Origin of the sequence: Bacillus sp. FSL K6-0268, from assembly GCF_038005425.1 — a bacterium.
In the GTDB taxonomy this organism is placed as follows: Bacteria; Bacillota; Bacilli; order Bacillales; family Bacillaceae_G; genus Bacillus_A; species Bacillus_A thuringiensis_S.
This window is the reverse complement of record NZ_JBBOTF010000001.1, coordinates 3,709,667-3,723,289: the sequence shown is the minus strand read 5'-3', so window position 1 is coordinate 3,723,289 and position 13,623 is coordinate 3,709,667. Positions and strand designations below refer to the sequence as shown.

The window sequence follows — 13,623 nt, the reverse complement described above, 5'->3', positions numbered from 1 at the left end:
CCCCCTAAATTAAGAACAAGTTCACATAGTAAACAATATGTCCTAGTTGCAGTAATTATTATTTTTAAATTTTTCTAAATAATGCAACTATTCTAATCATTATAGCAAACTTCAAATTCCTATGTCGATATGTTGGGAGACAGAAACAAGAATTATTAAAATCTATTTTTACAACTCGCTATAACTGTGCAAAATAAATATAAAACTTATATACGCTTTTCAAGAAACCGTAGGTGATATAAATGAAAAAACAAACACATGTAAGTATTCTTATAAGCATTGTATTGCTGTCTATAACGATTCACTACGTAGCGATGCCTTTTCTATATGAATATTCATTTCCTTTTCAGCTATTAATCGGAATGAGTACCCTATTAATTGATATTATCGCTTGTAGTTATATACTTTACTTTTCAAACATGAAAGAAGGGCTATCTCGTTTATTTTGGATTATATTATCTGTTGGAGCTCTCTCTTATTTTATCGGTGATATAGTCGTTGCCTATCAGCGTTTAATTGTAAAGGACTTCTATACGTTCGTTGATCCATCTGACCTTTTTTACTTACTTTTTTTAGTTACTTTTGCATTTGCCTTTCTATACGAAATCATTTATAACCGAGATTTATTAGAAAAACTTTTTATGCTATGTGATATTTGTATTATCGTTACAGCCCAATTTACTTTAAGTTACTACTTACTTATTGAACGAACCATTCACGTTTTTACAACATCCTATATCGACATATTTGTTCAACTTACCTATCCAATGGTTGATTTACTCTTTCTCTTAATAGGAATCAATCTTTTATTCAAACCACTATCCTTATTACCTAAAAAGGTTGGTGCGCTTCTTAGCAGTGCTTTAATTTTATATGCTACTACAGATGCGATTTATGCTTATATAAAATACTTCATACCAGAGTATTCTATGTTTACAGTTACTCCTTTCTATCAAGTAACCTTAGTACTAGTAGCAATCGCCTGTATTCTCCATACAAAAGAACCTGAAAAACAAGAGCAAGTACTACTAACACCTAAAATTGGTGAATCAATCCGATTATCATTGCCTTATATTTCAGTAATAACACTTATTCTTTTTATATTAGTTGAATACGTCTTTGGGCCTATTATAGTAATTGGTCTTATAATAACTTTCTCTTTCGTTCTCATACGTCATAGTTTAGTTCGAAAACAAAATAAAATATTATTGCTAGCTCAAATGCAATTCAACTCAGAACTCGAGAAACAAATTAAACTACGTACAGAAGATTTAGTAGAACAGAAAAATGAACTCTATCATAATCAACAAATGTTTAAATCTTTATACGAGCATCATCCAGATCCAATCTTCACATTAGATTTATACGGCAATTTTCTCAAAGTAAATAACGCTGGTACTACTTTACTCGGTTATCAAACGAATGAATTATTAAACCAGCCTTACTATTCACTCATATACGAAGAAGATTTAGAAGAAATGATTAATTCCTTTCATCGTGTAAAAAAGGGACATTCTATCTCTTTAGAAATACGGGCGTATCATAAAAACAGAGATATTTACTACTTGCACGTTACCGCCGTACCGATCTTTTTAAAAGAGAAAATTTCTGGGGTTTATTTAATGATTAAAGATATTACGGAAAGCAAACAACAGCAAGAACAGATTAATTTTCTAGCATACCATGATACTTTAACAGAGCTTGCAAATCGTCGTGCATTTCATCAACATTTGGAACAGGCAATTGCACGAGCAAAAATATCGAAAAAGCCTTTTGCTGTTATGTTTCTCGACCTAGACCGTTTTAAAGTTATTAATGATACCCTCGGTCATCGAGTAGGAGACCTATTGCTCATCGCAGTAGCAAAAAGGCTCGAAAGAATATCAACATCAAATATGAAACTCGCGCGGCTAGCTGGAGATGAGTTCACAATCCTTATCGAAAATTACAAAAAAAAGCCAGATGTCCAAAAAATGGCTGATATAATTGTAGCGGCCATGAATGAGCCATTTGAAATCGAAAATCAACATTTACAAATCTCACCGAGTATCGGAATTGCAATATATCCTGAAGCAGGTGAAGATCCGCTATCCATTTTGCAGCATGCTGATATGGCCATGTACGAAGCAAAAAATAAAGGAAAAAACGGTAGCTCTCTTTACACGAAAGAACTATATAAAAAAATGGAACGAAAAGCTCGAATTGAAAAAGATCTGCCAATTGCTTTAGTAAACAAAGAATTTCATCTCGTCTATCAACCACAAATTGATACGACAACAAATAAAATCATCGGCGCTGAAGCTTTAATACGTTGGAAACACCCACTATTAGGTGATATTTCACCATGTGAGTTTATTCCAATTGTAGAAGAGACGCCACAAGTAGTCCCACTTGGACATTGGGTATTACAAGAAGCTTGTCTCCAATTAAAAATATGGCATATCCTTGGCTACCAAAATTTAAAAATAAGTGTTAATTTATCCGCAAAAGAGTTCCGGCAAGATCAATTAATCGAAAACATTTCACAAATATTAAACAACGTAAGCGTCGACCCAAAATATGTCACACTTGAGTTAACAGAAAGAATTGCAATGATTGACGAGAAAGAAACGTTATTAAGACTGAAGCAATTAAAAGAATACGGTATCCAAACTTCCATTGATGACTTCGGTACTGGGTATTCTTCTCTTGCTTATTTATCAATTTTTCCAATCGACACATTAAAAGTACCGAGAGAATTCACACAATTAGCCGATCATCGTCCTGAAGAACGAGCCATCGTTTCTACAATCCTTTCCCTCGCAAATACTTTAAATCTTTCAGTCGTTGCCGAAGGAATTGAAACCGAAAAACAGCTTAAGTTTCTGCAAAAACATAACTGTAAATATATGCAAGGTTACTATTTCAGTAAACCACTTACTAGTAATCAATTTATAAAGTTTCTACAAAAAACCCCCAGTATGAACAAATAATTCATACTGGGGGTTTTATAGTGCTAAATTTTTTTCTCATAATATTCTTCTGCGATTTCTTCGTAAAAAGCCGCAGATGTTGTGTAGAAATATGGAATTAACCATAAGAATCCAATCCCTAACGTAATACAACTCAATATAAACCAACCGATAAAACTTAAACATAAAATGAAATACTCCATCTTATGCCCATCCATCATACGACGGCTTTCTGTAATAGCTTGATTTATGGAATACTCAGGATGATCATTTATTATAAAGTACGTCATCGCATAAGAGAATGATTTAATGATGCCTGGAATAATAAATAGTAAAAACCATAAGAAAATATAAATGTTCACTACTATATATAATAAAAATGACTTTATAAACTTACTTCCTACTGTAAACCATCTAAATATATGCCCAATACGCGCGTCTTTTTCTCGAATTATATGTAGCGCTAAATAATAGCCACCTAACGTTAATGGACCTACCATAAAAGTTGTAATAATATCTACTATCATGGAGTTTTTCATATCTTCCCAACCCAAAATTTGTGTAAACGAAAAATCAACAATAAAGTTAAAAGTGATCATTATAACAGAAATAAGTAATGTGGCTCCGACTGCTAATCCCCATTTCCCTTCTAATGAATCTAGTGCTTCTCCTTTTAGATCACTAATCATATTTAGCCTCCTATACACAATAATTCTATTAGTATAGCATGTTTCTATTGCAATTCACCTTTTGAGATGTAGCGATAAAAGTGTGCTGTCGTTGTACTCATATACGGACTAAGCCAAAGAAAGCCTATTCCAAAAGTAAGAAGCGCTAAAATAGCCCATCCTATGAAGCTCAGCCATAAAAGAAACAAATCTAACTTATGCCCCTTCATAAGATTCTTACATTCCTTCATCGCCTGCGAAACACTATATTCTGGATTTTCAATCATTACATAGTACGTCAGCGCATAAGAAAAATACATCACAATCATACCAACAATTGAAATCGCTAATAGCACGAAGAAAGCTATTGCAAATGACGTATTCCCTTCTTCACCTAACAATGCAAATAAGCCTATTAACAGCATCGGAATCCATGTACCTGTATATAACAAAATTGCAAGCATTGCCCACATTGTTTTCATCATTCTTTTAAAACCGCGAAATCCTTCAAATAAGTGATCTACTTTAGCATCTTCTCGTTTACTAATCTGTAAAAATACATTTGTATAACCATATGATGTAATCCCATACGATGCGTTACTCAAAATTATCATAATGCAATAAAAAATCCCAAAGGTAATACCTGCTCCAATTGACATCGTTTCCTCTTTAAATGATCCAGTTAAACTTACAACTGAGAGAAATATAATAATTCCTGGAATTAATAGTATAAGCATTGCAGCCATCGAAACGACATAACTTAAAATAAAATATAAAATTGTTGACCCAACACCTAGTCCCCATTTTCCCTTTAAAGAGTACAATGCTTCTCGTTTCATTTCACCAATCATTGATTCATCCCCTTCATAAAATATAAATTGTTGTACACTTCTACTTATACAAGCATCAATATAATTATACCAGTTTTGTAAAATTATCCATAAAATAGACAAAAAAATCCGTAAAGGCAAGGGCCCTTACGGATTTTTTTTACTTCATATCAGAAACGTTTAAACGGTTCACGGCACGTTGCAAGGCCATTTCTGCACGTTTAAAGTCAACATGTGCTTGTTTATCTTGCATACGTTGCTCAGCGCGACGCTTCGCTTCATTTGCACGATGGATATCGATATGGTTTGCTTCTTCAGCAGATGATGATAATACAGTCACTTTATCTGGACGAACTTCGATAAAGCCACCACTTACTGCTACATAATCAGTGTGTCCACCATTTTTCAGACGAACTGCACTAATTTTTAATGGTGCAACAGTTGGAATGTGACCTGGTAAGATCCCCATTTCCCCACTCTCTGCTTTTACACTTACCATTTCTACTTCTTTTTCGTAAACCGGTCCATCAGGAGTTACAATACTGACTGGAAATGTCTTCATACTTCGTCCCTCCTAAGGCCTTACGCCATCATTTTCTTCGCGTTTTCAATAACTTCTTCAATGCCACCTACTAAGCGGAATGCATCTTCTGGAAGGTCATCATATTTTCCTTCTAGAATTTCTTTGAAACCACTAACTGTATTTTTTACAGGTACGTAAGAACCTTTTTGACCTGTAAACTGCTCAGCTACGTGGAAGTTTTGAGATAAGAAGAATTGAATACGACGAGCACGATGTACAACTAACTTATCTTCTTCAGATAACTCATCCATACCTAAGATAGCGATGATATCTTGAAGTTCTTTATAACGTTGTAAAGTTTGTTGTACTTGACGAGCTACTTCATAATGTTCTTCTCCTACGATTTCTGGAGACAGTGCACGAGATGTAGATGCTAATGGATCTACGGCTGGGTAAATACCCATTTGTGTTAAACGACGCTCTAAGTTTGTTGTTGCATCTAAGTGAGCGAACGTTGTAGCTGGTGCTGGGTCAGTATAGTCATCGGCTGGTACATATACCGCTTGGATAGACGTGATAGACCCTTTATTTGTAGATGTAATACGCTCTTGTAATTGACCCATTTCTGTTGCAAGTGTTGGTTGGTAACCTACCGCAGATGGCATACGACCAAGAAGGGCAGATACTTCAGAACCCGCTTGCGTGAAACGGAAGATGTTATCGATGAACAGAAGTACGTCTTGTCCTTGCTCATCACGGAAATGCTCAGCCATTGTTAAACCTGTTAATGCAACACGTTGACGTGCTCCAGGTGGCTCGTTCATTTGTCCGAATACCATCGCAGTTTTCTTGATTACGCCAGAATCGCTCATTTCGTGGTATAAGTCATTACCCTCACGAGTACGCTCACCTACACCAGCGAATACAGAGATACCACCGTGCTCTTGTGCGATGTTGTTAATTAATTCCTGAATTAATACTGTTTTACCTACACCGGCACCACCGAATAGGCCGATCTTACCACCCTTAATGTAAGGAGCAAGTAAGTCTACTACTTTAATACCAGTTTCAAGAATTTCTACTTTAGTAGATAATTCTTCGAATGCAGGTGCTTGACGGTGAATTGGATCACGGTGTACATCCGCAGGAAGTTCACCATCTAAGTCAATTGCATCACCTAATACGTTGAATACACGTCCAAGTGTTACATCACCAACTGGTACAGAAATTGCTTTACCAGTATCTTCTACTTCTGTGCCACGAACAAGTCCATCTGTGGAAGACATCGCAACTGTACGAACTGTATCATCACCTAAATGAAGTGCAACTTCAAATGTTAAGTTCATGCTTCCGTTTTCGTTGCTTTGTTTTACCGTAAGGGCGTTGTAGATTTCTGGTAGCTTTCCGCCATCAAACTTAACGTCTACAACCGGACCCATGATTTGCGTAACGCGCCCTTTATTCATCGGGTTCCCTCCTAGCTTTCTTTTAATTAGCCAGCTTTCTAAGAGAAGTTGGCTTTTAATTTTTTATTAGTTTAGCTTACGCGACTCTTTTGAAAGAGCCGCTTCCGCTTTTTATTGAATCTAGCTCCGGTGGCTAGAAGGGTCGGTCATTTCACCCCTTCCTACGAGGCAAAGAACGCCTCTTTGTCAGGAGTTCCAATGCCCTTCCCTTCTGAGCAAGTCACCTACGCTTTTTATTGAATCTAGCTCCGGCGGTTAGAATGTTCGGTGGCTTCGCTTTTTCCTACGAGGCACAAATCGCCTCTACGTCAAAAGCTCCATCTCCCTCTCATTCTGAACGAACCGCTTCCGCTTTTAATACTATTCTAACGCTGCTGCTCCACCAACGATTTCCGTAATTTCTTGCGTAATCGCTGCCTGACGCGCACGGTTGAATGAAAGTGTAAGTGAATCGATAACTTCCATTGCGTTGTCTGTAGCACTCTTCATTGCTGTCATACGCGCTGCGTGCTCACTTGCTTTACCATCTAGTAATGCACCGTACACTAAGCTTTCTGCGTATTGTGGCAATAGTACTTTTAAAATCTCTTCTTCAGAAGGTTCGAATTCATAAGCTGTCGTCGGTTTATCAGACGCCACATCAGTAAGCGGTAAAATTTTATTTTCCGTTACTTCTTGTGAAATTTTACTTACGTAATGGTTGTAGTAAATATACAGCTCATCATAAGCACCATCTGCAAACATCGCAATTGCTCGAGAAGCAAGATCTTTAATATCAGTAAATGATGGGTGGTCAGATAATCCAACTACTTCATCAATGATGTTAAAGCCGCGACGTTTTAAATAATCACGTCCTAGTCGTCCAAGCACAATAATTGAATATTGGTTTGAATCCATATTATGACGTTCACGAATTACGTTACTCACTGTACGTAATACGTTACTGTTATAACCACCTGCTAGTCCGCGATCAGATGTAATAACGATGTATCCTGTACGCTTTACAGGACGCGCATTTAGCATCGGATGATTAATTCCTTTACTTCCTTGCGCAATGCTCGCTACTACTTCTTGAATCTTTTCCATATACGGAACGAAAGATTTAGCATTTTGTTCTGCACGGTTTAACTTAGATGCAGATACCATCTCCATCGCTTTCGTAATTTGACTCGTTTTCTTTGTCGAGGTAATCTTCGCTTTTATATCGCGTAAAGATGCCACAGGTTTTCACCACCTTTTTTCCGGAAGTTGGCACGATTAGTAAGAATCCTCTTCCTAATCTACGTTGCAAGATATTCTTGCTCATGATTGAAGGAAAAGAATAGGTGCACCTACTCTTTTCCTTTACATAACCGTCAGCAATCTCAAAGATTGAGATGCCTATATATATTATTATCTAGCTCCAGCGGCTTGAATGTTCGGTGGCTTCACTTCTTCCCCCTCACATTCAGAACGAGCCGCTTCCGCTTTTATTACTCAGAAGCTACGAATACTTTTTTAAATCCGTTAATTGCTGCTGCAAATTTGTCGTCATCCGCAAGTTTCTTAGTTGTGCGGATTTCTTCTAATAAGTCAGTCGCATTAGAATCTAACCAAGCATGGAATTCTTCTTCGAAACGAGTGATATCTACTACTGGGATATCATCTAGGAATCCACGTGTTAAAGCGTAAAGAATGATAACTTGTTTCTCTACACGTAACGGTTTGTGTAATCCTTGTTTTAATACCTCAACAGTACGAGCACCACGGTTTAGTTTCGCTTGAGTTGCTTTATCAAGGTCAGAGCCGAACTGAGCGAACGCTTCTAACTCACGGTAAGATGCAAGGTCAAGACGAAGTGTACCTGATACTTTACTCATTGCTTTAATCTGAGCAGATCCACCAACACGAGATACAGAAGTACCCGCATCGATCGCTGGACGTACGCCAGAGAAGAATAGGTCAGATTGTAAGAAGATTTGTCCATCCGTAATAGAAATTACGTTTGTTGGGATGTAAGCTGATACGTCCCCTGCTTGTGTTTCGATGAAAGGTAGTGCAGTTAAAGAACCGCCGCCTCTTGCATCACTTAATTTTGCTGCACGCTCTAATAAGCGAGAATGTAAGTAGAATACATCCCCTGGATAAGCTTCACGACCTGGAGGACGACGTAATAGTAATGACAGCTCACGGTAAGCCGCTGCTTGTTTTGATAAGTCATCATATACTACTAATACGTGTTTACCATTGTACATGAACTCTTCACCCATTGTTACACCAGCATAAGGAGCTAAGTATAATAATGGAGCTGGTTGAGAAGCAGATGCAGTTACAACGATTGTGTACTCTAATGCACCGTGCTTACGTAGTGTTTCTACTACGTTACGTACAGTTGATTCTTTTTGTCCGATAGCTACATAGATACAAATCATATCTTCATCTTTTTGGTTAATGATTGTATCAAGTGCAACTGCTGTTTTACCAGTTTGACGGTCACCGATGATTAACTCACGTTGACCACGGCCAATTGGTACAAGAGCATCGATCGCTTTAATACCTGTTTGAAGTGGCTCATGAACAGATTTACGATCCATTACACCTGGTGCTGGACTTTCGATTGGACGAGTGTTTGTTGTATTGATTGGGCCTAAACCATCAACTGGTTGACCTAATGGGTTTACAACACGACCAATTAGTTCTTTTCCTACTGGTACTTGCATGATGCGACCAGTACGACGAACTTCGTCACCTTCACGGATTTCTGTGTAAGGTCCTAAAATGATAATACCTACGTTGTTTTCCTCTAAGTTTTGTGCTAGTCCCATAACGCCGTTAGAGAACTCTACAAGTTCACCAGCCATAACGTTATCAAGACCATGAGCACGCGCAATACCGTCACCAACTTGGATAACTGTACCAACATCACTAACTTCGATTTCAGACTGATAGTTCTCGATTTGTTGCTTTATCAGTGCGCTAATTTCTTCAGCTCTGATGCTCATGTGCTTCACCCCTATCTATTCTTCATTAATTCACGCTGAATACGTGCTAATTTTCCTTGTAAACTTCCGTCATAAATGCGATTTCCAATACGTACTTTAATTCCGCCTAGTAAATCTTCATCTACAACATTTTTCACGCGAATTGCATCTTTTCCCGTTCTCTTTGCAAATGCTTCTGCAATGTTAAGCTTCTCTTCTTCAGATAGAAGACGAATAGAATATACAGTTGCATCCGCTACGTTACGTTCTTCATTAGCAAGAACAACATATTCATCTGCAATTTCAGGTAAGATATCAATACGCTTGTTATCAATTAAAATATATAACGTATTTAAAATTGATTCAGAAACAGATCCGAATACGTTTGCAAGAAACGTTTTCTTCTGCTCTTTTGAAATGTTTGGTTGCGTTAAAAAGCTATGTAGTTCCCCGTTCTTTACATAAACGTTTTGTACAAGGCGTAATTCTTCTTCAAACATTTCTAATACGTGTTTTTCTTTTGCAATTTTAAAAAGAGCGACAGCATAACGTTTTGCTACAATCCCATTGCTCATCGCGCTTCTCCTACTTCTTTAATATAATCGCGAATTAACTTAACTTGATCTTCTTCTTTTAATTCTTTTTCAATTACTTTAGAAGCAATTTGAACAGATAAAGAAGCGACTTGTTCTTGTAAAGCAGCAATTGCTTGCTCTTTTTCGCGTTGAATTTCTTGTACAGCAGATGCTTTAATTGATTCTGCTTCTTCTTTCGCAGCAGCAACAATCACATCTTTTTGATCTACAGCTTGTTTTTTCGCTCTTTCGATTAACTCTTGTGCTTCAACACGCGATTGTTTTAACATTTCACGTTGTTCTTCTACTAACTTCTTCGCTTCAGCGTTACTTCTTTCTGCAGCGTCGATTTCATTAGTAACATGCTCTTCACGTTCTTTCATAATTCCCATTAAAGGACCCCACGCAAATTTGCGTAGCATTACTAATAGAATTAAGAAAATGAACAATGTATAAGCAATCGTTCCAAATGGAATGGCAGCTCCTAATAATAAAGTTGGCACAAGGATTCACTCCCTTCAAAATATCTAAATTGATCATATGAAAAAAAAAGACATACGTTTCGTTCATAAAGCAATGGCGAAGAAAGTTCGGAAAAACACTCTTCGCCATCTATGTAAGGGGAGTCTCCCTTATTTGTTCATTACGATGAATGCAATAACTACACCGATGATTGGAAGTGCCTCAACTAAAGCAACCCCGATGAACATAATTGTTTGAAGTGCGCCTTTTAATTCTGGTTGACGAGCAACACCTTCGATTGTACGTGATACGATAAGACCGTTACCAATACCTGCACCTAATGCTGATAAACCAATTGCAATTGCAGCTGCGATTACACCTAAACTCATTTAATTTGTCCTCCTTTGTATTATAAAAAAATAAATTTTTTCTTACTTAAATTATATTAATGGTCATGACTTACTTTATGAGCCATATAAACCATCGTTAACATAACGAAAATAAATGCTTGGATTGATCCAACGAATACACTGAATCCCATCCATGCTAACATCGGTACAAGCGCACCTAATGCTCCAAGGAATGATGCCCCGCCTAACTTAGCAAGTAATCCTAATAAGATCTCACCTGCATAAATGTTACCGAATAAACGAAGACCTAACGTTAATGTGTTAGCAAACTCTTCAATAACCTTTAATGGGAATAAGAATTTCATAGGTTGGAAATAACCTTTAACATACTCTTTCGTACCCTTCATCTTAATTCCATAATAATGGGTGAGGGTAACTACCATCACGGCTAATGTTAATGTAACTGCTGGATCAGACGTTGGTGACCTCCACCATGCAATATGTTCGCCAGCTTCAGTTGCTGAATACATGAATGGTAAACCAAGGAAGTTCGATACGATGATAAACATGATAAGCGTAACGCCAAGCGTTAAGAAACGTCCACCTGTTTTCCAGTCCATCGTACTATTGATAATCCCTTTCACGAAGTCAAACACCCATTCCATGAAGTTTTGCATCCCGGTTGGGCGAAGGGCTAAGCTGCGAGTTCCGATAACAGCGATTAAGAAAACAATAACTGCTGCTACAGTAACCATCATAACTGATGACAAATCGAACGTTAAACCTAGAAATTTAACTAATTTACCGTGTTCCACTAGTAATTCACCTCTCTTCCCTGCTCTTATACTCTAAATAAAGAAAATCTATGATCATGACAAGGTATCCTGTCAGCAATCCTACACCTAAGCCCCACATCGCAATTAACTCTTGATATTTGGCTGCAAATAAAATTAATAACCCAATCGTGGCGAATCTTGAATATGTACTTACAGCTGTCGCCTTAAACTTCACGTTTTCTCCATTTGTTACGCGATCTAACAGCTTGTCTGTTCTACGTGCAATGATGCGCAAACTAAGAAAACTGAAAATCGTTCCGATAATCAGCCCAAGAAATACATCCTTGTAAGAGGTAAATCCCCATCCTAGCACTAGAAGCGCAAGCAAGTAGTACATATATTTCTTTTGTCTTTGGACAAGTCCATGTACGTCTATCATCATTGCTCTCCCGAATAGTAATGTCGAATGAGTCGAATCATTGCGTATACCCCTGTTCCTAACCCGAGTAATAACCCTATAATAAGAAACAATGGAAACGTTCCAACCTTATTATCAATCCACTGCCCACCAAAGATTCCAACAAGTATAGAACCGACTAATTGAGCAAGAATTCCTGACATTAAAGCATATGCTTTTATATGGCTGCGATCGTTTTTTTGCAAGGATTCATCCCTCCAATATGTAACCCTCATTCACGATGTGTTAATAATAACTCATTTTTTTGCATAAATCCTATACAAAACAAAAAGTTTACATTTTCGTCACGGAATAGATGTATTTTTGTCACTGAAAGCCCTACCATCTATCCCCGTTGTTAGCATACAATAGGGTATTAACAGTGTCAACGAGAAATCGTAAAAAATCTAAAAATTTGAGTATTAGGCATTTCCTCCCAAAAATGAAAACGTTCCCCTTCTAAATACTGGTTACATATATGCAATTTCTAACAGTTTTCTCTTTATAATAGAAGGAAATGTTCACAAGTTTGTCACTATTATATTTTCGAGATATAACGCTTTTCTTCCATAATATAGTGTTCTTCAGACGTAAGACTTCTATATTATATGTGATGTGTATGCAACTTATGTTGTATATACGATGTATATTTATCCTCTCCCCTCCCCTACTTGCTTACAGCAAAAAAAAAACGAGCAGGGGAATCTCCCCTGCTCGTCAGTTGTCTTACTTCGTTCCGAATAAACGGTCACCAGCATCACCAAGACCTGGTACTACATATCCGTGGTCATTTAATTTCTCATCTAATGCTGCTACATAAATATCAACATCGGGATGTTCTTCTTGTACTACTTTTACCCCTTCTGGAGCTGCAACGATACACATTAATTTAATTTGTTTCGCACCGCGCTTTTTCAGAGAGTTAATTGCTTCAGCCGCAGAACCACCTGTTGCTAGCATCGGATCTAGTACGATAAAGTCACGCTCTTCTACATCCGTTGGAAGTTTCACATAGTATTCTACCGGTTGCAATGTTTTAGGGTCACGGTATAAACCAACGTGTCCTACTTTTGCTGCTGGAATTAATTTCAGAATTCCATCAACCATTCCTAAACCTGCACGTAAAATCGGAATTAAACCAAGTTTTTTACCAGCGATCACTTTTGTTGTCGCTTTGCTTACAGGCGTTTCAATTTCAATATCCTTAAGCGGAAGGTCGCGAGTAATTTCGAAAGCCATTAAGCTTGCTACTTCGTCCACTAATTCACGAAAATCTTTCGTACCTGTATTCTTATCGCGAATATATGTAATCTTATGTTGAATTAACGGGTGATCAAATACATACAGTTTTCCCATGTGAATCTCTCCTTTAGATGATATTCATGCGTTTGCACGCTTTTTTACACTATTTACGATTGTAAAGAAAACGCTACTAATATTCAAGGGCAAATTTGGCAAAATCATGATTTTACGATGAATCTATCTAGTATCTTTACCAATTATGGGAGCTGTATCCTTCATTATATCGCCAAAATTTATTCATCATTTGTATACATACTTTAAAAATAATATATGTCCACAAAAAAGACTGCCAAAACAATTACG

Annotated in this window: 15 protein-coding genes; 1 reads left to right on the top strand and 14 read right to left on the bottom strand. The window is 37.2% G+C overall.

Features of this window, described 5'->3' with window-relative positions; translation table 11 throughout:
- Positions 1 to 242: 242 nt before the first annotated feature.
- Entirely contained in the window at positions 243 to 2,972 is a 2,730-nt protein-coding gene (locus tag MHI28_RS19110) for a putative bifunctional diguanylate cyclase/phosphodiesterase (RefSeq protein WP_000744996.1), read from the top strand.
- Between the two features lie 23 nt (positions 2,973 to 2,995).
- On the opposite strand, the gene MHI28_RS19105 is transcribed toward MHI28_RS19110, so the two are convergent.
- The 14 genes from MHI28_RS19105 to upp form a co-directional block, all read right to left on the bottom strand.
- Complete coding sequence (locus tag MHI28_RS19105; RefSeq protein ID WP_000622479.1) at positions 2,996 to 3,640, bottom strand: DUF975 family protein; 645 nt, start codon at positions 3,638 to 3,640, stop codon at positions 2,996 to 2,998.
- A 44-nt stretch (positions 3,641 to 3,684) separates the two neighbouring features.
- On the bottom strand, positions 3,685 to 4,470 hold the full coding sequence (locus tag MHI28_RS19100; protein ID WP_000578835.1) for a DUF975 family protein: 786 nt from the start codon (positions 4,468 to 4,470) through the stop codon (positions 3,685 to 3,687).
- 139 nt (positions 4,471 to 4,609) lie between these two features.
- On the bottom strand, positions 4,610 to 5,011 hold the full coding sequence (gene atpC, locus MHI28_RS19095) for a F0F1 ATP synthase subunit epsilon (RefSeq protein ID WP_000847214.1): 402 nt from the start codon (positions 5,009 to 5,011) through the stop codon (positions 4,610 to 4,612).
- Positions 5,012 to 5,031: 20 nt separating this feature from the next.
- Positions 5,032 to 6,438 carry a F0F1 ATP synthase subunit beta gene (atpD, locus tag MHI28_RS19090; protein ID WP_001032597.1) on the bottom strand — a complete coding sequence of 469 codons (1,407 nt, stop codon included), beginning with the start codon at positions 6,436 to 6,438 and terminating at the stop codon, positions 5,032 to 5,034.
- 360 nt (positions 6,439 to 6,798) lie between these two features.
- Entirely contained in the window at positions 6,799 to 7,659 is an 861-nt protein-coding gene (atpG, locus tag MHI28_RS19085; protein ID WP_000157703.1) for a F0F1 ATP synthase subunit gamma, read from the bottom strand.
- A gap of 251 nt (positions 7,660 to 7,910) precedes the next feature.
- Positions 7,911 to 9,419 carry a F0F1 ATP synthase subunit alpha gene (gene atpA / locus MHI28_RS19080; RefSeq protein WP_000027521.1) on the bottom strand — a complete coding sequence of 503 codons (1,509 nt, stop codon included), beginning with the start codon at positions 9,417 to 9,419 and terminating at the stop codon, positions 7,911 to 7,913.
- A gap of 11 nt (positions 9,420 to 9,430) precedes the next feature.
- Positions 9,431 to 9,973: a F0F1 ATP synthase subunit delta gene (gene atpH, locus MHI28_RS19075; protein ID WP_000064682.1), complete on the bottom strand. Its 543-nt coding sequence runs from the start codon at positions 9,971 to 9,973 to the stop codon at positions 9,431 to 9,433.
- Positions 9,970 to 10,476, bottom strand: coding sequence for a F0F1 ATP synthase subunit B (gene atpF, locus MHI28_RS19070; protein WP_001142615.1), 507 nt, complete (start codon positions 10,474 to 10,476; stop codon positions 9,970 to 9,972). The genes atpH and atpF overlap by 4 nt, the downstream gene beginning before the upstream one ends.
- A gap of 129 nt (positions 10,477 to 10,605) precedes the next feature.
- Positions 10,606 to 10,824, bottom strand: coding sequence for a F0F1 ATP synthase subunit C (gene atpE / locus MHI28_RS19065; protein WP_000052064.1), 219 nt, complete (start codon positions 10,822 to 10,824; stop codon positions 10,606 to 10,608).
- Between the two features lie 56 nt (positions 10,825 to 10,880).
- The gene (gene atpB, locus MHI28_RS19060; protein ID WP_000399879.1) at positions 10,881 to 11,600 is read right to left on the bottom strand and encodes a F0F1 ATP synthase subunit A; all 720 of its coding nucleotides are present in this window, start codon (positions 11,598 to 11,600) and stop codon (positions 10,881 to 10,883) included.
- A 7-nt stretch (positions 11,601 to 11,607) separates the two neighbouring features.
- On the bottom strand, positions 11,608 to 12,000 hold the full coding sequence (locus tag MHI28_RS19055; protein WP_000567600.1) for an ATP synthase subunit I: 393 nt from the start codon (positions 11,998 to 12,000) through the stop codon (positions 11,608 to 11,610).
- Complete coding sequence (locus MHI28_RS19050; protein WP_001171223.1) at positions 12,000 to 12,224, bottom strand: AtpZ/AtpI family protein; 225 nt, start codon at positions 12,222 to 12,224, stop codon at positions 12,000 to 12,002. Before MHI28_RS19050 ends, MHI28_RS19055 begins: the two co-directional genes overlap by 1 nt.
- A 26-nt stretch (positions 12,225 to 12,250) precedes the next feature.
- Complete coding sequence (locus MHI28_RS19045) at positions 12,251 to 12,364, bottom strand: DUF4024 domain-containing protein (protein WP_000232961.1); 114 nt, start codon at positions 12,362 to 12,364, stop codon at positions 12,251 to 12,253.
- Between the two features lie 380 nt (positions 12,365 to 12,744).
- Positions 12,745 to 13,374 (bottom strand): uracil phosphoribosyltransferase, encoded by a 630-nt coding sequence (upp, locus tag MHI28_RS19040; RefSeq protein ID WP_000517539.1) that lies wholly within the window; start codon positions 13,372 to 13,374, stop codon positions 12,745 to 12,747.
- Between the last annotated feature and the right edge of the window lie 249 nt (positions 13,375 to 13,623).